At 61.8% G+C, this 20,954-nt stretch carries 24 protein-coding genes; 14 read left to right on the top strand and 10 right to left on the bottom strand.

Features of this window, described 5'->3' with window-relative positions; translation table 11 throughout:
- Positions 1–7 precede the first annotated feature (7 nt).
- The 3 genes from POF45_RS12485 to POF45_RS12475 form a co-directional block, all read right to left on the bottom strand.
- Complete coding sequence (locus POF45_RS12485; protein ID WP_259496929.1) at positions 8–1,273, bottom strand: ABC transporter permease; 1,266 nt, start codon at positions 1,271–1,273, stop codon at positions 8–10.
- A 1-nt stretch (position 1,274) separates the two neighbouring features.
- Positions 1,275–1,985 carry an ABC transporter ATP-binding protein gene (locus tag POF45_RS12480; RefSeq protein WP_282315787.1) on the bottom strand — a complete coding sequence of 237 codons (711 nt, stop codon included), beginning with the start codon at positions 1,983–1,985 and terminating at the stop codon, positions 1,275–1,277.
- Positions 1,986–2,144: 159 nt separating this feature from the next.
- Complete coding sequence (locus tag POF45_RS12475) at positions 2,145–2,741, bottom strand: DUF2796 domain-containing protein (protein ID WP_259496927.1); 597 nt, start codon at positions 2,739–2,741, stop codon at positions 2,145–2,147.
- Positions 2,742–2,876: 135 nt separating this feature from the next.
- Between POF45_RS12475 and POF45_RS12470 the strand changes: the two genes are divergently transcribed.
- Positions 2,877–3,227, top strand: coding sequence for a hypothetical protein (locus POF45_RS12470; protein ID WP_282315786.1), 351 nt, complete (start codon positions 2,877–2,879; stop codon positions 3,225–3,227).
- Here the strand turns inward: POF45_RS12470 and trxA are convergent.
- The 3 genes from trxA to POF45_RS12455 all read right to left on the bottom strand — a co-directional run bounded on the left by trxA (position 3,224) and on the right by POF45_RS12455 (position 5,411).
- On the bottom strand, positions 3,224–4,096 hold the full coding sequence (gene trxA / locus POF45_RS12465; RefSeq protein WP_259496925.1) for a thioredoxin: 873 nt from the start codon (positions 4,094–4,096) through the stop codon (positions 3,224–3,226). The two genes, POF45_RS12470 and trxA, sit on opposite strands and share 4 nt — an antisense overlap.
- 197 nt (positions 4,097–4,293) lie before the next feature.
- Positions 4,294–4,950, bottom strand: coding sequence for a class I SAM-dependent methyltransferase (locus tag POF45_RS12460; protein WP_282315785.1), 657 nt, complete (start codon positions 4,948–4,950; stop codon positions 4,294–4,296).
- Entirely contained in the window at positions 4,947–5,411 is a 465-nt protein-coding gene (locus POF45_RS12455) for a YbaY family lipoprotein (protein WP_282315784.1), read from the bottom strand. The genes POF45_RS12460 and POF45_RS12455 overlap by 4 nt, the downstream gene beginning before the upstream one ends.
- Positions 5,412–5,527: 116 nt before the next feature.
- On the opposite strand from POF45_RS12455, the gene nrdR reads away from it, so the two are divergent.
- The 12 genes from nrdR (at position 5,528) to POF45_RS12395 (ending at position 14,344) form a co-directional block, all read left to right on the top strand.
- The gene (gene nrdR / locus POF45_RS12450; protein WP_003228656.1) at positions 5,528–5,992 is read left to right on the top strand and encodes a transcriptional regulator NrdR; all 465 of its coding nucleotides are present in this window, start codon (positions 5,528–5,530) and stop codon (positions 5,990–5,992) included.
- Positions 5,989–7,122, top strand: a complete 1,134-nt coding sequence (gene ribD / locus POF45_RS12445; RefSeq protein WP_282315783.1) for a bifunctional diaminohydroxyphosphoribosylaminopyrimidine deaminase/5-amino-6-(5-phosphoribosylamino)uracil reductase RibD — start codon at positions 5,989–5,991, stop codon at positions 7,120–7,122. Before nrdR ends, ribD begins: the two co-directional genes overlap by 4 nt.
- 43 nt (positions 7,123–7,165) lie before the next feature.
- On the top strand, positions 7,166–7,831 hold the full coding sequence (locus POF45_RS12440) for a riboflavin synthase (protein WP_259496921.1): 666 nt from the start codon (positions 7,166–7,168) through the stop codon (positions 7,829–7,831).
- Between the two features lie 16 nt (positions 7,832–7,847).
- Positions 7,848–8,939 carry a bifunctional 3,4-dihydroxy-2-butanone-4-phosphate synthase/GTP cyclohydrolase II gene (gene ribBA, locus POF45_RS12435; RefSeq protein WP_282315782.1) on the top strand — a complete coding sequence of 364 codons (1,092 nt, stop codon included), beginning with the start codon at positions 7,848–7,850 and terminating at the stop codon, positions 8,937–8,939.
- A 91-nt stretch (positions 8,940–9,030) separates the two neighbouring features.
- A complete protein-coding gene (gene ribH, locus POF45_RS12430; protein WP_003185938.1) occupies positions 9,031–9,507 on the top strand; it encodes a 6,7-dimethyl-8-ribityllumazine synthase in 477 nt (158 codons plus the stop codon).
- Entirely contained in the window at positions 9,504–10,004 is a 501-nt protein-coding gene (gene nusB, locus POF45_RS12425; RefSeq protein ID WP_007944234.1) for a transcription antitermination factor NusB, read from the top strand. The genes ribH and nusB overlap by 4 nt, the downstream gene beginning before the upstream one ends.
- 26 nt (positions 10,005–10,030) lie before the next feature.
- A complete protein-coding gene (thiL, locus tag POF45_RS12420; protein WP_259496919.1) occupies positions 10,031–10,996 on the top strand; it encodes a thiamine-phosphate kinase in 966 nt (321 codons plus the stop codon).
- Entirely contained in the window at positions 10,993–11,496 is a 504-nt protein-coding gene (locus tag POF45_RS12415; RefSeq protein WP_259496918.1) for a phosphatidylglycerophosphatase A family protein, read from the top strand. Before thiL ends, POF45_RS12415 begins: the two co-directional genes overlap by 4 nt.
- Positions 11,497–11,517: 21 nt before the next feature.
- Complete coding sequence (locus POF45_RS12410) at positions 11,518–12,252, top strand: substrate-binding periplasmic protein (protein WP_282315781.1); 735 nt, start codon at positions 11,518–11,520, stop codon at positions 12,250–12,252.
- Between the two features lie 255 nt (positions 12,253–12,507).
- A complete protein-coding gene (gene ribA / locus POF45_RS12405; RefSeq protein ID WP_259496916.1) occupies positions 12,508–13,125 on the top strand; it encodes a GTP cyclohydrolase II in 618 nt (205 codons plus the stop codon).
- Positions 13,122–13,541, top strand: a complete 420-nt coding sequence (locus tag POF45_RS12400; protein ID WP_259496915.1) for an MFS transporter — start codon at positions 13,122–13,124, stop codon at positions 13,539–13,541. The genes ribA and POF45_RS12400 overlap by 4 nt, the downstream gene beginning before the upstream one ends.
- Complete coding sequence (locus POF45_RS12395; protein ID WP_282315779.1) at positions 13,541–14,344, top strand: cobalamin-binding protein; 804 nt, start codon at positions 13,541–13,543, stop codon at positions 14,342–14,344. Before POF45_RS12400 ends, POF45_RS12395 begins: the two co-directional genes overlap by 1 nt.
- A gap of 120 nt (positions 14,345–14,464) precedes the next feature.
- On the opposite strand, the gene POF45_RS12390 is transcribed toward POF45_RS12395, so the two are convergent.
- From POF45_RS12390 to POF45_RS12375, 4 genes are all read right to left on the bottom strand, one after another.
- Complete coding sequence (locus POF45_RS12390) at positions 14,465–16,348, bottom strand: TonB-dependent receptor domain-containing protein (RefSeq protein ID WP_282315778.1); 1,884 nt, start codon at positions 16,346–16,348, stop codon at positions 14,465–14,467.
- Between the two features lie 169 nt (positions 16,349–16,517).
- Positions 16,518–18,416, bottom strand: coding sequence for a 1-deoxy-D-xylulose-5-phosphate synthase (gene dxs / locus POF45_RS12385; RefSeq protein WP_282315777.1), 1,899 nt, complete (start codon positions 18,414–18,416; stop codon positions 16,518–16,520).
- Positions 18,417–18,506: 90 nt separating this feature from the next.
- Entirely contained in the window at positions 18,507–19,394 is an 888-nt protein-coding gene (gene ispA / locus POF45_RS12380; RefSeq protein ID WP_282315776.1) for a (2E,6E)-farnesyl diphosphate synthase, read from the bottom strand.
- Entirely contained in the window at positions 19,391–19,633 is a 243-nt protein-coding gene (locus POF45_RS12375; RefSeq protein ID WP_007894317.1) for an exodeoxyribonuclease VII small subunit, read from the bottom strand. The genes ispA and POF45_RS12375 overlap by 4 nt, the downstream gene beginning before the upstream one ends.
- Before the next feature lie 526 nt (positions 19,634–20,159).
- On the opposite strand from POF45_RS12375, the gene POF45_RS12370 reads away from it, so the two are divergent.
- Complete coding sequence (locus tag POF45_RS12370; protein WP_282315775.1) at positions 20,160–20,951, top strand: YfaP family protein; 792 nt, start codon at positions 20,160–20,162, stop codon at positions 20,949–20,951.
- Positions 20,952–20,954 lie beyond the last annotated feature (3 nt).

The raw sequence follows: 20,954 nt of genomic DNA, 5'->3' as shown, positions 1-20,954 counted from the left end.
AAGGTCCTCATAGTCGGATCGACAGGCCATCGGCCAGCGACTGACGATACGCGCGCCAGGCCGGCACGCTGCCCATCAACAGGGCGGCGATCAGGATGCCACCGAGCAGCGTCCATTCATACTCGCTGGGCCAGGCCAGCGGCAGGTACAGGCCGTAATTGGCTTGCACATACCCTTGGGCTGCGGCGATGCACACGTACAGCAGCGCCACGCCGGCAATCACCCCGGACAGCGCCAGGGCAAACGCCTCCAGCACCAGCAGGCTTGCGATGTGCCAAGGTCGGGCGCCCACCGAACGCAGGATCGCCATCTCCCGGCGCCGTTCGTTGAGGCTGGTGAGAATCGCCGTGAGCATGCCGATCAACCCGGTCAGCACCACGAACAGCGACACCACGAACAAGGCTTTTTCCGCCGTGCTCATCAAGCTCCACAGCTCTTGCAATGCCACGCCGGGCAGGATCGCCAGCATCGGTTCGCCACGGAATTCGTTGATTTCACGTTGCAGCGCAAAGGTCGAAATCTTGCTGTTGAGGCCCAGCATGAACGCGGTGATCGCTTGCGGCGTCAGGTCCATGTTGCGTGCCTGATCGGCGCTGATCCGTGCGTTGCCTTGCGCGGGCACGCCGTTGTGCCAGTCGATGTGAATCGCTTCCATGCCGCCCAGGCTGATGTGCAGCGTGCGGTCCACCGGGGTGCCGGTACGTTTGAGAATGCCGACTACGGTGAACGGTTTGTCGTCGTGCTTGACCAGGCTGATCACCGCCACGCCGTGGGCCAGCACCAGTTTGTCGCCGAGTTTGTAATGCAGTGCATCCGCCACTTCAGCGCCGAGCACCACTTCAAACGGGTCGGTGGCAAACGGCCGGCCATACGCCAGTTCCAGGTGTTTCTGGTGGCCGTACTGGTAATGCTCGAAATACGCCTCGGTGGTGCCCATGACGCGGTAGCCGCGATGGGAGTCGCCAAGGGACATCGGGATCGCCCACTTCACTTTCGGGTTGTTGGCGAAGTGTTCGAAGCTGTCCCAACGGATATTGTTGGTGGCGTTGCCGATGCGGAACACCGAGTACAGCAGCAGGTTTACCGAACCGGAACGGGCGCCGACGATCAGGTCGGTGCCGCTGATGGTGCTGGCGAAACTGGCCTTGGCTTCGGTGCGCACGCGCTCGACGGCCAGCAGCAGGCAGACCGACAGGGCAATGGCGAAAGCGGTGAGGATTGCGGTGAAGCGGCGGTTTGCCAGGCTGGCCATGGCTAGACGAAACAAATACATCTCAGACCTCGGACAGGGTGGCGGCGCGATTGAGTTCGGCCAGCGACAAGTGGCGATCGAACAGCGGCGCCAGGCTCTGGTCGTGGCTGACGAACAGCAGGCTCGACCCGGCTTCGCGGCATTCGGCGAACAACAGGCGAATGAAGTTTTCTCGAGCGTCGTAATCCAGTGCCGAGGTCGGTTCGTCGGCGATCACCAGTTCCGGCTGACCGATCAACGCCCGAGCGGCAGCAACCCGTTGCTGTTGGCCAATGGACAGCGAATCGGCGCGGCGGCCGAGAATGCTTTCATCCTTCAAACCGAGGTGGGCGAGCAGGGTGGCGGCGGCCTGGTCGACGCTGCCGTGGCGCTGTTTCGCCCGCTCGGCGCGCAACGTGGAGAAGTGGCAAGGCAACTCGACGTTCTCGCGTACCGAGAGAAACGGCAGCAAGTTGAACTGCTGAAAAATGTAGCCAGTGTGATCGACGCGAAACCGATCCCGTGCCCCGGCGCCGAGTTCGGTCAGCTCCTGGCCGAGCAGGCGAATGCTGCCGTGATCGGGCTTCTGCACACCGCCCAGCAGGCCGAGCAGGGTGGTCTTGCCGCTGCCGCTGGGGCCTTTGAGGAACAGGGTTTCACCCGGTTCCAGCCGAAACGCCGGGATGTCCAGCAACAAGGGATGACCGGGCCAGCTGAAGCCCAGGTCGGACAGTTCGATGAGTGCTTGGGTCATGGCGCCGATTTCATTGGTTTATCTCAATTTCACATCCAACACATTTCTCCTGTGGGAGCGGGCTTGCCCGCGATGGCGATCGAACAGACAACAAGTTTATTGAATGTGCCGGCCTCATCGCGGGCAAGCCCGCTCCCACACTGGGGATTTGTGGTGGAATCAGAACTTCAGTGAAGCAGCCTTGGCCGTCACTTCAACCCCTTGCTGGCCGCTTGGGCCGATCAGTTGTACCTGAATTTTCTGGGTCGCCGGGAACGTATTGAAGATGTTCGCCAGGTCCAGGGTCTTCAGCGCGCCCGGTGCGGCGCAGGTGAACTGGTAGTGGGCGTTGATTTCACTGTGTTCGTGGTGGTGCTCGTGGCCGTCGGCATCTTTGACGTCTTCGTCGTGGTCTTCGTCTTCATCGACGTCAACCGGCGGTTGGTCACCGAACAACGGGCTTTCCAGTTCCTGGGCCGCCACCACGCATCCGGCGGCTTTTGGCAGGTTGAACAGCACCAGCGGGTTTTCAAGCTGGGTGCGGGCGGTGACGATTTTGGCCTTGTCGGCATCAGTGCTGGCGACGTGTTCGAAACCCACCAGGTTCATCGCCGGGCTGTCGAGTTCCAGCTCCAGCGTCTGCCCATCCAGCGCTGCGTTCAAGCGGCCAACGCCATGCTCGTGGGCACCGAGGCTGGCGTGTTCATGTTCTTCGGCGGCGTGAGCAACGGCCAGCGGCAACAGGGCAAACGGCAGAGCGAGCAGCAGACGGCGCATGGCGGGTCTCCGGAAGTAAAGTGAATAATTTGTTATGTAATCTTATAACGAAAGTGCGCTGAGTTTGACCGCCCGCTTGGCGTTGCACAAGCCCCCGTGGGAGCATGCAAGTCAGAAATGTGCAGGAGCAGACTCATGTTGCGAATACGCGGAAGCATCGGCGACTGGCCGGTGGATTTGACCCTGGAGATGGACGACGGTGATTGGGCGCGGCTGGGCGCGCAATTGCAGGTCAGCAAGGCCGAAGAAGTCAGTGCCGCACCGGCCAAACCGGTGAATCAGGACGATGCGCTGTGGCAGATCGCCAAAGACTTGCTGCGCAAGGCCGGGCAATTGAGCGGCCCGGATTTGCTGGAGCAACTGGAAGGACTGACCGGCAGCGCGGCGTCCGGCAAGCACTTGTTGGTGCGCTTGCGCCATTGTGCGCAGGTGAAGGTGTTGAGCGGTGGCGATACACCGCTCTACAACTGGATAGAAAAACCTTAGTACAGCGCGGCAAACAACTTGCGGCGGTACGTGGTCACCAGCGGGTGGTCGTTGCCCAGCAGTTCGAACACTTGCAGCAAGGTCTTGTGCGGCAGGCCTTCGCTGTAGCTGCGGTTGCGGATGAACAGTTTGAGCAGGGCATCGAGTGCTGCGTCGTATTGCTGGCGGGCCAGTTGCTGGATTGCCAGTTGGTAGACGGCTTCATCGTCCTGCGGGTTTTTTGCCAGACGCGCTTTCAGGTCGGCTGCGTCAGGTAAGTCCTTGGCCTGGCCGAGGAACTGGATCTGCGCCTTGGCACCGGCCAACGCGGCCTTGTGTTCATCGCTTTTCACCGCGTCGAGTACGGTCTGTGCTTCAGCCAGCTCGCCACGTTCGGTGAGGCAGCGGGCATAGAGGATCAGTGCGCCGGCGTTGGTATTGTCCTCGCCCAACAGCACTTTGAGCACGGCTTCGGCATCGGCGAAGCGGCTGTCATCGAACAGCGCCTGGGCTTGCTCGAACGGATCGGCTGCGGCCGGTGGCGGCATTTGTACGTGTGGCTCCAGCATCGCCCGTACGGCCGATTCCGGTTGTGCACCGGCAAAGCCGTCTACCGGTTGGCCGTCCTTGAACAGCACCACGGTCGGCAGGCTGCGAATGCCGAAACGGGCGACGATGTCCGGTTCCAGATCGCAATTGACCTTGGCCAGCAGCAACTCGCCCTGATAGCCCTCGGCAATGGTTTGCAGCATTGGCATCAGCACTTTGCAGGGCGCACACCATTCGGCCCAGAAATCCACCAGCACCGGTTTGTGGAAAGAGTTCTCGATCACCGACTGGTCGAAATCGGCAGTCGTGGCGTCGAAGATGTACGGCGTTTCCTGACTCATGGGGGATCTCGTAAAAGCGTGAATAAGGCAACTATACGGCTTGGTGGGGGCTGGCCGGAAGCGGGGTGGTTGTTGGAGAGGTATTGACTGACAGGACGCTATCGCGAGCAAGCTCGATCCCACAGTGGAATTGTGGCGAACGAGGATTTTGTGATCGACACAAAACAACTGTGAGAGCGAGCCTGCTCGCGAAGCTTTTAGCCACGTCGCGCATGGTAAAGGCTCACATGCCGAAACTCTTCGGGCTCGGCCAGATCGGGCAAGGTCATCGCCTCCAGCACCTCGAGGCGCCGATACAGCGGATGACGGAAATCACGCACCCGCGAATCCGCCACCAAGGCTTCCCGGCCACGGCTGAGAAACGCGTCGAGCAGCGGCAGATTCGCCCGGTCATACAACACGTCCGCCACCAGGATCAGATCAAAGCGATCCGCCTCGGCGAAAAAGTCCGTCGAGTAGCTGAGCTGCACATCATTGAGTTCGGCATTCGCCCGACACGCCGCAATCGCCAACGGGTCCAGATCGCAGGCCACCACTTCCAGCGCGCCGGCCTTCACGGCGGCAATCCCGGCAACCCCGGAGCCGGCGCCGAAATCCAGCACGCGCTTGCCCTTGACCCACTCGGGGAACTCGGCCAGATAGCGTGCCACCGCCAGGCCGCTGGCCCAGCAGAAACTCCAGTAGGGCGGTTCATGCAGGATTCGCCGGGTTTCTTCCGGGCTGAAAGCGCGGTCCATGTTGTCGCCGTCGATCAGCCACAGCTTCAACTCGGTGTCCGGCAGGGCGACGGCAACCAGTTGCGCGTCGCCCAGCAACTCACTCAAGGCCTGTTGCAGGTCGAGCGGTGCAGTCATGGGGCGGTGACGAATTGCAGCTGGCCCAGTGCCTGGGTGGTGCCTTGGCTGATGCGTTGCGATGGCAGGTGCAGAATCAGTTGCCCGGACTGTGTGACGCGGCCACGCAGTTCAACACGGGCGCCAGCGGGGAACGCATCGGGGTTGAAGCGCAGACGGAACGGCAACACCTGGTTGGTGCCGATCAGCGTGGAACTGGCCAGCAGCTGTTGCGGACGGGATTTTTCGTCGATCACCAGCAGCGCCAGTTCGATTTCAGCACCGGCGGGGGCACCTTGCAGGCTGCCGCTCAGCTCACGCTGGTAAGCCGGCAGCGGGCCGAGGTCGGCGGATTCGCGGGCTTTTTTCTGGGCTTCCTGCGGCGCCGGGCCGGGTGTTGGCGGCTGGGGCTTGGGCACATTGCTGCCACAGGCCACCAGCAGGCTGAAAATACTGAGCAACACGAGTGGTTTCAGGGACATTTGCGGCTCCAGCAAGGTGAAATCCATGTAGTGCGTCTGTATACCCTAAACCCTATGGCTTGTCTTGCCACCGGGATGCGCTACCATGGCCCTCCCTTTTTTTGTTGCCTGCCACCATGCACTGTCCCTTCTGCGGTGCCAACGACACCAAGGTCATCGACTCGCGTCTGGTCGCCGAGGGCGAACAGGTGCGCCGCCGGCGTGAATGCCTGGCCTGCGGCGAGCGTTTCACGACGTTCGAGACGGCTGAACTGGTGTTGCCGCGCCTGATCAAAACCGACGGCAGCCGTCAGCCGTTCGACGAAGAAAAACTGCGTGCCGGCATGCAGCGCGCGCTGGAGAAGCGCCCGGTGAGTGTCGAGCGCCTGGAATCGTCGCTGGTCCACATCAAACACAAGCTGCGCGCCACCGGCGAGCGCGAGGTCAAGTCCCTCGTGGTCGGCGAACTGGTGATGGCCGAGCTGCAAAAGCTCGACGAAGTCGCCTACATCCGTTTCGCATCGGTGTATCGCCGCTTCCAGGACCTCAATGAGTTCCGCGAAGAGATCGACCGCCTGGCCCGTGAACCGGTGAAAGAATGACCACCTCCCCGGAACACGCCATCCTCGACGCCCATTACATGGCCCGCGCCCTCGAACTGGCGCGCAAGGGCCATTACACGACGCACCCCAACCCACGGGTCGGCTGTGTGATCGTGCGCGACGGGCAGATTGTCGGCGAAGGCTGGCATGTGCGCGCCGGCGAACCCCACGCCGAAGTTCATGCCCTGCGCGCAGCCGGGGAGCTGGCCCGGGGCGCCACGGCTTATGTGACCCTCGAACCTTGCAGCCACCATGGCCGCACACCGCCCTGCGCCGACGCGCTGGTCAATGCCGGTGTGGCGCGGGTGGTTGCAGCCATGCAGGACCCGAACCCGGAAGTTGCCGGTCGTGGTCTGCAGCGCCTGGCCCAGGCAGGCATCGCCACCGACAGCGGTGTGCTGGAAGGCGAGGCGCGCAAACTCAATGAAGGCTTCTTGAAGCGCATGGAACACGGCTTGCCGTTCGTGCGGGTCAAGTTGGCCATGAGCCTCGATGGCCGCACGGCGATGGAAAACGGCGAAAGCCAGTGGATCACTGGCCCTGCGGCGCGTTCGGCGGTCCAACGCCTGCGGGCCCAGGCCAGTGTGGTGCTGACCGGCGCCGACACGGTGCTGGCCGATGGCGCCCGATTGACCGTGCGTGCCGCCGAACTGGGGCTGGATGCCGAGCAAACGGCGCTGGCCATGAGCCGTCCACCGCTTCGCGTGTTGATTGATGGCCGTCTGCGCGTGCCATTGAATGCGCCATTCTTCAAGGCCGGCCCGGCGCTGGTTGCCACCTGCATGGCCATCGAAGAGCAATACGCCAACGGCCCGGAATGCCTGATCGTCGCGGGAGAGGATGGCCTGGTCGATCTGCACAAACTGCTGGTCGAACTCGCTGCGCGCGGGGTCAATGAAGTGTTGGTCGAGGCCGGTCCGCGGCTGGCCGGCGCCTTCGCTCAGCAAGGGCTGGTGGATGAGTTCCAGATTTTCATTGCCGGCAAGTTTCTGGGCTCTTCGGCCCGCCCATTACTGGACTGGCCATTGGCGCACATGAAAGACGCGCCCGAGCTGAAAATCACCGAAATTCGCGCCGTGGGCGATGACTGGCGAGTCATTGCCATCCCTGTCCCGGCAGCGAGCGTATAATTCCCGGCCTGAGCCAAGACGGCCTGTTCTCGAGGAGGACTCCATGTTTACCGGCATTATCGAATCCATCGGCAGTATTCGTGCATTGACCCCAAAAGGCGGAGATGTGCGGGTCTACGTAGAAACCGGCAAGCTCGATCTGAGCGACGTCAAACTGGGCGACAGCATCGCGGTCAACGGCGTCTGCCTGACGGCGGTCGAGCTGCCAGGCAATGGCTTTGCAGCGGACGTCAGTCGTGAAACCCTCGACTGCACCGCCATGAATGACCTGAAAAGCGGCAGCCCGGTCAATCTGGAAAAAGCCCTGACCCCGACCACTCGCCTGGGCGGGCACCTGGTCAGCGGTCACGTCGATGGCGTCGGCGAAGTGGTTGCCCGCACCGAGAACGCCCGTGCGGTGGAATTTCGCATCCGCGCACCAAAAGAACTGGCCAAATACATCGCCCACAAAGGCTCGATCACCGTCGACGGCACCAGCCTGACCGTGAACGCAGTCGATGGCGCCGAGTTCATGCTGACCATCATTCCGCACACGCTGAGCGAAACCATCATGGCGTCGTACCAGCCAGGTCGGCGGGTGAATCTGGAAGTCGACTTGCTTGCCCGTTACCTGGAACGCCTGCTGCTGGGCGACAAGGCCGCAGAGCCCTCAAAGTCCGGGAACATCACTGAAAGCTTTCTGGCCGCCAACGGCTACCTAAAATCCTGACTCAAGGGGGTGCCTTGTGGCGCTCAATAGCATCGAAGAACTGGTTGAAGACATCCGCCAAGGCAAGATGGTCATCCTCATGGATGACGAAGACCGCGAGAACGAAGGCGACCTGATCATGGCCGCCGAGTGCTGCCAGGCCGAGCACATCAACTTCATGGCCAAGCACGCCCGTGGCCTGATCTGCATGCCGATGAGCCGCGAGCGCTGCGAACTGCTGAAGCTGCCACTGATGGCGCCACGCAACGGTTCCGGTTTCGGCACCAAGTTCACCGTGTCCATCGAAGCCGCTACCGGCGTGACCACCGGTATCTCCGCCGCCGACCGTGCGCGCACCGTGCAGGCAGCTGCCGCGAAAGACGCCAAGGCCGAAGACATCGTCAGCCCTGGCCACATTTTCCCGCTGATGGCTCAGGCCGGTGGCACCCTGGCGCGCGCCGGCCACACTGAAGCCGCCTGCGACCTGGCGCGCATGGCCGGTTTCGAGCCCAGCGGCGTGATCTGCGAAGTGATGAACGACGACGGCACCATGTCCCGTCGCGCGGAACTTGAAGCTTTCGCTGCCGAACACAACATCAAGATCGGCACCATCGCCGACCTGATTCACTACCGGATGATCCACGAACGTACCGTTCAGCGGATTGCCGAGCAGCCGCTGGACAGCGAACTGGGCCAATTCAACCTGGTGACCTATCGTGATTCGGTGGAAGGCGACGTGCACATGGCACTGACCCTGGGCACCGTGTGCGCCGACGAACCGACCCTGGTTCGCGTGCACAACATGGACCCGCTGCGCGACCTGCTGATGGTCAAGCAACCGGGCCGCTGGAGCCTGCGCGCCGCCATGGCCGCGGTCGCAGAGGCCGGCAGCGGCGTGGTGCTGTTGCTCGGTCACCCGCTCGATGGCGACGTGTTGCTGGCGCACATCCGCGAAACCGCCGACCACACTGCCGTGAAAAAACCGACCACCTACAGCATTGTCGGTGCCGGTTCGCAGATCCTTCGCGACCTGGGCGTACGCAAAATGCGCCTGATGAGTGCGCCAATGAAATTTAATGCGATATCCGGTTTCGATCTGGAAGTTGTAGAATACGTGCCCTCCGAATAATGACCGGCTGTTTGCGGCCCTGAATTCGCGGCTAACAAATCACTGAGGGACGCGTACTGAACGCGTCCCGGCTCTTTAAGAGATCTAACGAATGACCCTGAAGACCATCGAAGGTACCTTCATCGCCCCCAAAGGCCGCTACGCTCTGGTAGTGGGCCGTTTCAACAGCTTCGTTGTTGAAAGTCTGGTCAGCGGTGCAGTTGATGCCCTGGTTCGCCACGGTGTGAGCGAAAGCGACATCACCATCATCCGTGCCCCTGGCGCCTTCGAAATCCCGCTGGTTGCGCAGAAAGTCGCTCAGAAGGGCGAGTACGCGGCAATCATCGCCCTGGGCGCGGTCATTCGTGGCGGTACTCCGCACTTCGAATACGTGGCTGGCGAATGCACCAAGGGCCTGGCCCAGGTGTCCATGGAGTTCGGCGTACCGGTCGCTTTCGGCGTCCTGACCGTTGATTCCATCGAGCAAGCCATCGAACGTTCCGGCACCAAGGCCGGTAACAAAGGTGCTGAAGCTGCCCTGTCCGCTCTGGAAATGGTCAGCCTGCTGGCGCAGTTGGAGGCCAAGTGATTAGCGACGAAAGTGATCGTTTCAACCCGCGCGATCCAAAGCCTGCGGATGCCGGCAAGCCATCGAAAAGCGTCAAGCGTCGCGAAGCCCGTCAGCTCGCGACTCAGGCGCTGTACCAATGGCACATGGCCAAGCAATCGCTGAACGAAATCGAAGCGCAGTTCCGGGTCGATAACGATTTCAGTGATGTCGATGCCGCGTACTTCCACGACATCCTGCACGGCGTTCCGGCGCACCGCACCGAGATCGATACGGCCCTGGCTCCCTGCCTGGACATCACGATCGAAGAGCTGGACCCGGTTGAACTGGCCGTTCTGCGCCTGTCGACCTGGGAGCTGATCAAGCGTGTCGACGTGCCGTACCGCGTTGTGATCAACGAAGGTATCGAGCTGGCGAAAGTCTTCGGTTCCACCGACGGCCACAAGTTCGTCAACGGTGTCCTCGACAAGCTGGCCCCACGCCTGCGTGAAGCTGAAGTGAAGGCGTTCAAGCGCTGATCCCTTGATCAGTGCTTGCAAGTGCCATGGGCGAGTTTGAGCTGATCCGCCATTTCTTCGCCGCCGCGCCTTGTGCGCAGGGCGGCGAGGGCGTTGCCCTTGGGATCGGTGATGACTGTGCCTTGCTGACTGTTCCCCCCGGGGAGCAGCTGGCGATTTCCACCGATACGCTGGTGGCCGGTGTGCATTTCGCCGACCCCTGCGATCCGTTTCTGCTCGGTCAGCGCTCGCTGGCCGTGGCGGTCAGCGATCTGGCTGCCATGGGCGCCACGCCCATTGCCTTTACCCTTGCCCTGACCTTGCCGACGGTGACCGCCGATTGGCTGGATGCCTATGCCCGTGGTTTGAACGTCATGGCGCAGCGCTGTGGCGTGGTGCTGGTGGGCGGCGACACGACTCGTGGGCCGCTGAGCCTGACCATGACCGTGTTTGGTCGTGTCCCGGCCGGTCAGGCACTGACTCGCGGCGGCGCACGGCCCGGTGACTTGTTGTGTGTGGGCGGCGAGCTGGGCAATGCCGCGGGCGCCTTGCCGCTGGTGCTGGGTCAGCGCACCGCTGAAGCAATCATCGCCGATCCGCTGCTGGCCCATTACTGGTCGCCGCAACCACAGCTGGCCTTGGGCCTGGCATTACGCGGCAGGGCCACCTCGGCGCTGGACATCTCCGATGGCCTGCTCGCCGACTGCGGGCACATTGCGCTCGCATCGAAGGTCGGCATTCAGGTAGAGCGGAGTAAGCTACCGATATCGACGGCGTTGCTCGCGTTCCTTGGCCAGTCTGGCGCTGAAGAGGCGGCCCTGAGCGGTGGCGACGATTACGTGCTGGCCTTCACCTTGCCGCCCGTCGAATTGCCGCCGCTGCTGGCTGACGGTTGGCCGATCCACGTAGTGGGGCAGGTCGTGGCGGGGCAGGGCGTTGTGCTGCTGGATGCGAACGGACAAGACATCACCCCGCAAACCCGGGGTTATCAACATTTTCGGGAGACACCGTGACAGATCATCCCAAACAGGTCCCGGCGGAATTCGTACCGCCGTCGGTCTGGCGCAATCCGTGGCATTTCCTGGCGTTCGGCTTTGGCTCGGGCACCTTGCCAAAGGCACCGGGCACCTGGGGTTCGTTAGTTGCGCTACCCTTTATCCCGTTGTGGCAGATGTTGCCCGACTGGGGCTACTGGCTGATGCTGGGCATCACCATGCTGTTCGGCTTCTGGCTGTGCGGCAAAGTGGCCGACGATTTGCGGGTGCACGATCACGAAGGCATCGTCTGGGACGAGATGGTCGGGATGTGGATCACGCTGTGGCTGGTGCCGGAAGGCTGGTACTGGCTGCTGATCGGGTTCCTGATGTTCCGCTTCTTCGACATTCTCAAGCCCTGGCCGATCCGCTGGATTGACCGGCACGTCCATGGCGGCGTCGGCATCATGCTCGACGATGTATTGGCAGGCGTGTTCGCGTGGCTGGCGATGCAGGGGCTGGTGCACTTTTTCGCCTGACGGATCAAAGGGGAATCAGGGATGAAGCGCTACTGGCTGGTCATGGTGTTTGCACTGTTCTGCTCGCTTGCCCGCGCGCAGGACGCGGCGACGCTGCCGTCGGTGATTCACCTGGCCAGCGAAGAGTGGGAAGACTATACCGCCGCCGATGGCCATGGCCTGGCCTGGGACCTGCTGCGCGAAATCTTCGAGCCGGCGGGCGTCACACTCGACATCCGCACCGTGCCGTACACCCGGTCTGTCGGGCTGGTGCAGTTGCAGGAAGTCGATGCATTGGTCGGCTCCTATCGCGACGAAGCCGACAAGGTGCTGTACCCGCACTGGAATTTCGACTCCGATCATATCTACGCACTGGGCCTGGCCAGCAATCCGGCGCCGACCCTGGCGACCCTGGGCAAATACCGCCTGGCCTGGGTGCGCGGTTATCGCTACGAAAACTACTTGCCCAACATTCATCGCTTCAACCAGATCGAGCGCCGCACCGGCATCCTGTCAATGCTCAAGCAGGGGCGTGCGGACTTCTACATCGATGCGTTGACGGAAATCGACGAGGTACTCAAGAACGCCACGGATCAAACGCAGTACAGAAGTACGCACCTGGCGGAGTTGCCGCTGTTCCTGGGGTTTGCTGATACGCCGGATGCTCGCTTGCTGATGGCCCTGTACGACCAGCGCATGGAGGTGCTGGTCAAGAGCGGAAAGTTGAAGCCGATCTTCGAGCGTTGGAAACAGCCTTATCCGTTTGATGCCAATTGAACACGAATTTCTGACTGAAACTGAGCCCCTGTGGGAGCGAGCCTGCTCGCGAAAGCGGTGTGTCATTCAATATATCTGTAACTGACAGTCCGCCTTCGCGAGCAAGCTCGCTCCCACAGGGGGGGCACCGGTGGCAAGGTGTGATCAAACTTTTTGATCGTTATGCCCCATAATTCAGCCTAAGCGTCTGTCGGAACCTGCTGTTACAATGCCGCCTCTGCGAATCTCCAGCACATATTGATCAGGAGCACACCGGTGCCTGTCGTTTTTGTCGCCGCTTCCAAGCTGCCAACGCCTTTTGCGCAATTCACCATGCACGGCTTTCTCGATGAAGAAAACGGGCGCGAGCACGTGGTGCTGAGCCTGGGCGAGTTCGACGACGGAGCCCCGGTGCTCGGCCGGCTGCACTCCGAATGCCTGACCGGCGATGCCTTGTTCAGCCAACGCTGCGACTGTGGCTCGCAACTCGAAGCCGCCTTGAAGGCCATTGCCCGTGAAGGCCGTGGCGTATTGCTGTACTTGCGTCAGGAAGGCCGTGGCATTGGCCTGCTGAACAAGATCCGTGCCTATGAATTGCAGGACGGCGGCGCCGACACCGTTGAAGCCAACGAGCGTCTGGGCTTTGCCGCCGATCAGCGCGACTACGCCATGTGCCTGCCGATGCTTGAGCATCTGGGCGTGAAATCCCTGCGCCTGATGACCAACAACCCGCGCAAGGTCAAGGCCCTGACCGACATGGGCATCGTGGTCGCCGAGCGCGTGCCGCTGCACACCGGCCACAACCCGCACAACAAACTCTACCTGGCCACCAAGGCCAGCAAGCTCGACCACATGATGGGCAACGAGCATCAAGGCGAGGCAGACCGGGCGTGACGCGCGGTCAGGTGCGGCGGCGACTGTCCGTCAACTGGTGGCAATACCTGGCGCTGGCCCTGCTGCCGCTGTTCGTGATCAACGGTGTATTTGGCCAGAGCGAGGCGATCCTGCCGGTGCTGGCGATGCCGTTGTTCATTGCCGGTGTGGCGTCGATGTTTGTCAGTCTGAAGTTTTTCGGTGGCTACAAACACGCGCTGATTGCCACCCAGAAAGCCCTCGACACCCCTGAAGAGCCTGCCGCCTGGGTCACTCTGGCGGCCAAGCGTCGCACCGCTTTCCTGGCTGCCGGTTTGCCAGCGTGGATCGGCGCACTGGCGGTATTCGTCGGCCTCGAAGCGGTGCCGCTGGTATTGCTGGCATTGTCCACCGCGGTGCTGTTCTACCTCTATCGTATTCCGCGTCAACTCGGCTGATGCTGCGTAACGGGCTGGCGATCGTGCTGCTGGCCGTCTGTGGCTCCGCGCTCGCAGCCCCCGCGCGGGTCGTCAGCCTCGCGCCATCCCTCTCTGAAATTGTCGTTGAACTGGACTCCGCCGACTTGCTGGTGGGTGTGCTGGACGCCGGTGAGCGCCCGGCGCCAATCAAGGACGTTGCGTCCGTTGGCAGTTACGGCCAACTGGACATGGAGCGGTTGCTCAGCCTCAAACCCGATTTGCTGTTGCTCTGGCCCGGCAGTGTAGGGCCGGCGCAGCGTGAACAGCTCAAGCGCTTGAACATCCCGACCTACGTCGCCGAACCCCATGACCTGCGGCAACTCACCACGCAGGTTGAAGCCATTGCCACGCAGCTCGGGCGACCGCAGCGGGGCGTGAAGCTGGCGGCGGATCTGCGGCAGAAACTTGATGCCTTGCGCGAGCGCTATCGGCGGGAGACGCCGTTGCGGGTGTTTTATCAGGTCTGGGATCGGCCGCTGTACACCGTTGGTGGCGGCCAGATCATCAGCGATGCGCTGCAGGTGTGCGGGGCGCGCAATGTGTTTGCCGACCTGACGTTGCCGGCGCCGCAGGTCAGCGTCGAGGCGGTGTTGCAGCGTGATCCCGAGGTGATACTGGCCGCTGATCAGGCGCAGCTAGATGCGTGGAAAGCGTGGCCGCAGGTGGCGGCGGTTGCTCACAAGCAGTTGCTGATGGTGACGGATAAAGGACTGGAGCGGCCGAGTGGGCAGATGATTGAGGCGACTGCCAAACTCTGCCAGGTGATTGCTCCAGAGCGTTGAGATTGAGGTGCGGCCTTCGCGAGCAAGCTCGCTCCCACACTGGCTGTGTGAACGACACAAACCCCATGTGGGAGCGAGCCTGCTCGCGAAGAGGCCAGTCCAGACACTACGCATTCAGGCTCAGAGCTCCGGCGTCCAGGTCACCCCAAACATCCACGCCCGACCCTCCTCGCGATACCCATACTGACCCCCGTCATAACTGTACAACGCCCGGCTATAGCCCTTGTCCAGCAGGTTATCGACTTTGAGTTCCAGCTTCACCTCCCGAGTCATCGCCCAACTGCTGCGCAGCCCCAGCAACGCATAACCGCCCAACGGCTGACGATTATCTTCATCGTCATAACTGCTGCTGACCGCCTGCCAACTGGCACCCAGGCCCAACCGGTCAAACTGACGATCCAGATCCAGACTCAACGTCCGCCGCGCCCGACGCGCCAGGGTATGGCCCGTGTCGCGATCTCGCGGGTCGATGATCGCCACGCCAAGATTGCTCTGCCAGCCAAACAATTCCTGCTTCAGTGCCGCTTCGAAACCATTAATCCGCGCCGAGGCGACGTTCTGCGGGCGATTGTTGCTGCCGAAGATGATCGCGTCTTTGAGGTCGGTGCGGTACAGCGAGGTTTCGAGGCGACTGCTGTCGGTCAGCTGACTGCGCCATTGCAGCTCATAGCTTTTCGACGTCTCGGGTTTCAGGTCCGGGTTACTGAAGTCCGGGTAGTACAAATCGTTGAACGTCGGTGCGCGAAAGCCCTCGCTGTAGGTCAGCAGCACGTCGTTGTCCGGGTTCAGCGGCACAGTGAAGGTGCCGCTCCAGCTGTTCTGGGCGCCGAATTGCTGATTCTGGTCGCGGCGCAGGCCCAGCTCCGTGGAGAAACTGTCTGCCTGATAACGATGCTGAATGAACGCGGCGCGGTTCCAGCGGCTGTCCTCGTCGTACGCGGTGCTGCTGTTGACCCGGTCCTCGTACCAGTCGCCGCCGAGGATCAGGCTGTTGCGCTCGTCGAGTTTCAGGTCGTTCTGCCAGTTCACCGAATCGCGGTATGTGTTGAAAACACTGCGCTCATCACTGAGCGTGTCGAGGGTCTTCTCGCGGTTTTCGCTGTGGCCGAATTCGACGCGGGTTTTCCAGGCGTCGTTGACCCGTGCATCGACGTAGCTGCTGACACTGCTGACGTCGAAATCGCTGTAGGGCTGCTGCTGGAGCGATTTGAAGGTGGTCGTGTCGAAGCGGCCGAATGGATTATCGAACTCGCTCTTGCCACGGTTATCCAGCACGTTGGCGCCGATTTCGATGTCATCGGTCAGCGCGTGGCTCAGGCTCAGGCTGAACGACTGATTACGGTATTCATCGTGATCGCCGTCGCTGGGGTACGACTCGTGGGTGCGATTGATCCCGGCGGTTTCATCGAGGCTGGCGCCGAGGTTGAATCGGGTTTTTTCATCACCACCGGACAGGCCGAGGCTGCGCTCCCAGGTCTGGTTGCTGCCAAAACCCACGTGCAGTCGCGGTTGCAGGCCTTGTTCATTGCCGCGACGGGTGAATATCTGAATCACCCCGCCAATCGCATCGCTGCCATAAATCACCGAACGGGAGCCGCGCAGCACTTCCACGCGCTCAACCTGTTCAATGTTGATGTGTTGCAGATTGCTGTCACCGGAAGTCGAACTGCCGATGCGCTGGCCGTCCACCAGTACCAGGGTCTGGGCCGACTTGGTGCCGCGTATGTAAATCCCCGGCGAACTGCCGCGCCCTCCGGTTTGCGAGACTTGCACGCCAGGAACGCGGCGCAGCAGGTCGGTGACGCTGTCCGGTTGCAGGCGGTCGATGTCTTCGCGGGTGAACACAGTGTTGGCGGCGCTGCTGTCGTTACGCGCTTCGACCTGGCGGTTGGCGCTGATCAGTATGTCCGGGAGCTTGAGGGCTTGATCGCGTTCGAAGGTGTCGGCCAAGAGCTGGCCTGCCGGCAGGAGCGTCAGCGTTAGAGCGAGGCGGGTGAGGTTCATGGGGCAGTCCATTGGCGCGTTGCAGCAAACAAGATTTTGCCGGGTTCAGAGACCAATGTGGGAGCGAGCTTGCTCGCAATGGCGGTGGGTCAGTCAACATTTAGGTCGACTGGCAGACCGCCATCGCGAGCAAGCTCGCTCCCACAGGGTTATGTGTACACCCAAAGATTTAGAGGTTCAGCAATTGCAGGCGCTCACGCACCGCCGCCTCAATCCCCGTCTCATCCAGCCCACACTCGGCCAGCATCTGTGCAGGCTTGGCGTGCTCGACATAGCTGTCTGGCAAGCCCAGGTGCAGCATCGATTTGAGGATGTTTTCCCGAGCCAGGAACTCGCTGACCGCGCCACCGGCGCCGCCCATGATCGCGTTCTCTTCGACGGTCACCAACAATTCATGGCTACTGGCGATTTCGCGGACCAGTGCTTCGTCCAGCGGTTTGACGAAACGCATGTCGACCACCGTCGCATCCAGCTTCTCGGCGACTTTCAGTGCTTCGGCCAGTTGCACGCCGAACACCAGCAGGGCGACTTTGCTGCCTTGACGACGGACCACGCCTTTGCCGATTTCAATCGGTTGCAGGTCTTTCTCGATGGTCGCATTAGGGCCGTTGCCACGCGGATAGCGCACTGCCGCCGGGCCGTTGTACAGATGGCCGGTGGTGAGCATTTTGCGCAGTTCGTTTTCGTCGCTCGGGGTCATCACCAGCATGCCGGGGATGCAGCGCAGGAACGACAGGTCGAAACTGCCAGCGTGGGTCGGGCCGTCTTCGCCTACCAGGCCAGCGCGGTCGATGGCGAACAGCACGTCGAGGTTCTGCACCGCGACGTCATGCACCAACTGATCGTAGCCGCGTTGCAGGAAGGTCGAATAAATCGCCACCACCGGCTTCGCGCCTTCGCAGGCCATGCCGGCCGCGAATGTCACCGCGTGCTGCTCGGCAATTGCCACGTCGAAATAGCGCAGCGGGAAGCGCTCGCTGAACGCCACCAGGTCCGAGCCTTCTTTCATCGCCGGGGTGATGCCGACCAGGCGCGGGTCAGCGGCGGCCATGTCGCACAGCCACTCGCCAAACACGCCGGAGTATTTCGGTCCGCTGGCCTTTTTCGGCGCAGCAGCCGGGGCGTCCAGGGGGTCGAGCTTGGTGATGGCGTGGTAACCGATCGGATCGACTTCCGCCGGGGCGAAGCCTTTGCCTTTTTTGGTGACAATGTGCAGGAACTGCGGGCCTTTGAGATCGCGCATGTTGCGCAGCGTGGCGATCAGGGTCGGCAAGTCATGCCCGTCGATAGGGCCGATGTAGTTCCAGCCCAGCTCTTCGAACAGAGTGCCCGGGACCAGCATGCCTTTTGCGTATTCTTCGGTACGACGGGCGATTTCCCAGGCGCCGGGCAGGCGCGACAGTACTTTTTTGCTGCCTTCACGCATGCTCGCGTAAGTGCGGCTGGAAAGGATTTTCGCCAGGTAGTTCGACAACCCGCCGACGTTGCGCGAGATCGACATGTCGTTGTCGTTGAGGATCACCAGCATGTTGGCGTTCACTTCCGGCGCGTGGTTCAACGCCTCGAACGCCATGCCGGCAGTCAACGCGCCGTCGCCGATCACCGCAATGGCCTTGCGGTCACTGTTTTGCAGACGGGCGGCAATCGCCATGCCCAGCGCTGCACTGATCGAGGTGCTGGAGTGACCGACGCCGAAGGTGTCGTACTCGCTCTCGGAGCGACGCGGGAAGGCGGCAATGCCGTCCTTCTGGCGCAGGGTGCTCATGCGCTCGCGACGGCCGGTGAGGATTTTATGCGGATACGCCTGATGACCCACGTCCCACACCAGCCGGTCGTCCGGGGTGTCGAAGACGTAATGCAGCGCGATGGTCAGCTCGATGACGCCCAGGCCAGCCCCGAAATGCCCGCCGGTCTGACCGACCGTGTAGAGCAATTCCAGGCGCAACTCATCGGCCAGGGTTTCCAGCTCGGCTTCGCCTAACCGGCGCAGCCCGTCCGGCGTGTTGGCACGGTCGAGCAGGGGCGTGGTCGGGCGCTTGCGGGGAATCTCATGAAACGTCGTGGGCATCAGGCGAATCGTTATAGGTATAGAAGAGGCGGCAGTTTACCTGATGCATCGGTCCCTGCCCACGCGTTGGTCTTTTTTGACCCTACGCTGTCAGTGGCGGCGCTCGACGATATAGCGGGCCAGGTCGCGTAACGGCTCGGCGGCCGCGTCAAACGGTCGCAGCGCGTGCAGCGCCTGATCGCGCAGTTCCAGGGCATAGGCCTTGGCCGCGTCGAGGCCGAGCAGGGCCGGGTAGGTCGGCTTGTCGCGTGCGATATCGGCGCCCTGGCGTTTGCCCAGGGTTTCGGTGTCACTTTCGACGTCGAGAATGTCGTCCTGCACCTGAAATGCGAGGCCGATGGCCTGTGCATAAGTCTGCAGGGCCATGAGTTCGTCCTTCTCGGCACGGCCGCTGGCCAGGGCGCCAAGCTTGACGCTGACCTCGATCAACGCGCCGGTCTTGTGCCGGTGCATGGTTTCGAGGGCTTTCTGATCGAGTTTCAGACCCACCGAGCCAAGATCGATGGCCTGACCTCCCACCATACCCGCCGGGCCTGCAGCCAGTGCCAGAGCGCTGACCATCTGCAGGCGGATTTCGGCGTCTGAAGCAGTCAGGCGCGGGTCGAGCAGGGCGCTGAAGGCCAGGCTCTGCAAGCCATCGCCGGCAAGAATCGCGCAGGCTTCGTCGAATTTCTTGTGGGTGGTCGGCTGGCCACGACGCAGGTCGTCGTCGTCCATGGCCGGCAAATCGTCGTGCACCAGCGAATAGGCGTGAATCAGCTCTACGGCACAGGCCGCGCCGTTGGCATCTTCGGCCTTGCCGCCCAGCGCTTCGCACGCGGCATAGGCCAGCAACGGGCGCACGCGTTTGCCGCCGTTCATCACGCTGTAGCGCATGGCTTCGTACAGCCGCGCCAGCTCAGGGCTCGGTGCGTTGAACAGGGTTTCCAGCGCCGCGTTGACGCGGGCCTGGCTGGTTGCCGAATACGCGCCAATCATTCTGGCTGATCCGCGTCAAAGGGTTCCTCGGCCAGCTCGCCATCACGTTCGAGCAGCACTTGAACCTTCTGTTCGGCCTGAGCCAGCGCCGCCTGGCAATCGCGGGTCAGACCGATGCCTTGCTCGAAAGCGGTCAGCGAGTCTTCCAGCGACAGTTCGCCGTTCTCCAGTCGCTCCACCAGCGTTTGCAGGTCGGCGAGGGATTGTTCGAAATCCAGTGCAGCTTTTTTGCGGGCCATGGCGGCGATTTCCGGTTGACGTTAAACCGGCGCGACACTAGCAGACATGGGGGTTATGGGCAAATGAGCGGGGCTTTCGGCCGGTCATTTGGGGGCTGAGTGCAGCCTTTGTGGGGCGAGACTTATCTGTGGCGAGGGGCTTGCCCCCGTCAGGTTGCGAAGCGACCCCAAATCCAGACGCCGCGTTTCTTCTGATTTACCGCTTTCAGCGATTTGCGACTGTTGAGCAGCCGAATGCGGGGCAAGCTCCCTAGCCACTTAAAAATGCCGATTTGTAAGGCCGGGGGATTATTCGGCTCATTCCGTGAGCCGAATACGCCTCTTATTCGGCTCACACCCCAAAAACACCGTGATTCCTGCCGCAAATCCAGATGTAACTGATTGTGAAAAATCAGCCGAATCGCTAATCTTCGCGCCTTCTACGACCCGCCAGTCACGGGTCTTTTCTGACGAAACGCAGTTTTTTGATCTGTCACGCGCCGAGGATCGGGCGCAAGGTTTCGTTGTGCATGGCAGGAGGCGTTACATGCGTTGTTTTCTTTCACTGCTGATGATGCTGGTTGGCGCTCAGATGGCCTGGGCCGAGCCCACGGCCGAGTTGTCGGAACCGGTGGGTGGCTGGCGTTATAACGGCCTGCTCGATCGCAGTGAAAACCCCCAAGTCGCCTACCCGACACCGCCCATCGACCGGGGCGTACAGCGCAATCGCACGATGATCCAGGGCCAGCTCAAGGCCATCGGCACCCAGCGTGGGCCGCACACACTGGCCGTCAACGGCAATCCGCTGAATCTTTACACCGACGACGAAGGGCGTTTCGCCCGGCCTTATGCCTTCGGCGCCGGGTCCAACAGCGTCGAAGTGCGCAGCGCCGAGGGCAAATCCCTCAAGCGCGTTCAATTCTATGAAGCCAATAACCTGCGCACCCCGGCGCGGATTCGCATCGTGCTCGGTTGGGACGATCCCAAGGCCGAACTCGACCTGCACATCATTACCCCGGACGGCCAACACGCGTTCTTCGCCCACACGGCGCTGACCAATGGCGGCGGTCTGGACCCGGACGGCGTCGATGGGCCTGGGCCGGAAATGTTCACCATGACCGCGCCGTTGCATGGCACCTATCTGGTTTATGTGAACTATTGGGGCAACTTCGGCAGCGAAGGCTATAACTTCGATGAGACCAGCAACCAGAACGAGGTGATTACCTCGCAAATCAACCTGGTGCTCAACGAAAACACCGTCGACGAAAAACGCGAGACGTTCATCGTACCCCTGCGGGCCATCGGTGATCTGTTGCTGGTCAAGACTTTCAACTATTAAGCA

The organism is Pseudomonas fungipugnans, assembly GCF_029955235.1.
Classification (GTDB): Bacteria; Pseudomonadota; Gammaproteobacteria; order Pseudomonadales; family Pseudomonadaceae; genus Aquipseudomonas; species Aquipseudomonas fungipugnans.
This window is presented reverse-complemented; position numbering and strand designations above follow the sequence as displayed.

What these genes read in the sequence shown, in the direction of transcription:
- POF45_RS12485 (WP_259496929.1), bottom strand. Translation starts at nt 1,273, where the DNA reads ATGTATTTGTTTCGTCTAGCCATGGCCAGCCTGGCAAACCGCCGCTTC.
- POF45_RS12480 (WP_282315787.1), bottom strand. Translation starts at nt 1,985, where the DNA reads ATGACCCAAGCACTCATCGAACTGTCCGACCTGGGCTTCAGCTGGCCC.
- POF45_RS12475 (WP_259496927.1), bottom strand. Translation starts at nt 2,741, where the DNA reads ATGCGCCGTCTGCTGCTCGCTCTGCCGTTTGCCCTGTTGCCGCTGGCC.
- POF45_RS12470 (WP_282315786.1), top strand. Translation starts at nt 2,877, where the DNA reads ATGTTGCGAATACGCGGAAGCATCGGCGACTGGCCGGTGGATTTGACC.
- trxA (WP_259496925.1), bottom strand. Translation starts at nt 4,096, where the DNA reads ATGAGTCAGGAAACGCCGTACATCTTCGACGCCACGACTGCCGATTTC.
- POF45_RS12460 (WP_282315785.1), bottom strand. Translation starts at nt 4,950, where the DNA reads ATGACTGCACCGCTCGACCTGCAACAGGCCTTGAGTGAGTTGCTGGGC.
- POF45_RS12455 (WP_282315784.1), bottom strand. Translation starts at nt 5,411, where the DNA reads ATGTCCCTGAAACCACTCGTGTTGCTCAGTATTTTCAGCCTGCTGGTG.
- nrdR (WP_003228656.1), top strand. Translation starts at nt 5,528, where the DNA reads ATGCACTGTCCCTTCTGCGGTGCCAACGACACCAAGGTCATCGACTCG.
- ribD (WP_282315783.1), top strand. Translation starts at nt 5,989, where the DNA reads ATGACCACCTCCCCGGAACACGCCATCCTCGACGCCCATTACATGGCC.
- POF45_RS12440 (WP_259496921.1), top strand. Translation starts at nt 7,166, where the DNA reads ATGTTTACCGGCATTATCGAATCCATCGGCAGTATTCGTGCATTGACC.
- ribH (WP_003185938.1), top strand. Translation starts at nt 9,031, where the DNA reads ATGACCCTGAAGACCATCGAAGGTACCTTCATCGCCCCCAAAGGCCGC.
- thiL (WP_259496919.1), top strand. Translation starts at nt 10,031, where the DNA reads ATGGGCGAGTTTGAGCTGATCCGCCATTTCTTCGCCGCCGCGCCTTGT.
- POF45_RS12410 (WP_282315781.1), top strand. Translation starts at nt 11,518, where the DNA reads ATGAAGCGCTACTGGCTGGTCATGGTGTTTGCACTGTTCTGCTCGCTT.
- POF45_RS12395 (WP_282315779.1), top strand. Translation starts at nt 13,541, where the DNA reads ATGCTGCGTAACGGGCTGGCGATCGTGCTGCTGGCCGTCTGTGGCTCC.
- POF45_RS12390 (WP_282315778.1), bottom strand. Translation starts at nt 16,348, where the DNA reads ATGAACCTCACCCGCCTCGCTCTAACGCTGACGCTCCTGCCGGCAGGC.
- dxs (WP_282315777.1), bottom strand. Translation starts at nt 18,416, where the DNA reads ATGCCCACGACGTTTCATGAGATTCCCCGCAAGCGCCCGACCACGCCC.
- ispA (WP_282315776.1), bottom strand. Translation starts at nt 19,394, where the DNA reads ATGATTGGCGCGTATTCGGCAACCAGCCAGGCCCGCGTCAACGCGGCG.
- POF45_RS12375 (WP_007894317.1), bottom strand. Translation starts at nt 19,633, where the DNA reads ATGGCCCGCAAAAAAGCTGCACTGGATTTCGAACAATCCCTCGCCGAC.
- POF45_RS12370 (WP_282315775.1), top strand. Translation starts at nt 20,160, where the DNA reads ATGCGTTGTTTTCTTTCACTGCTGATGATGCTGGTTGGCGCTCAGATG.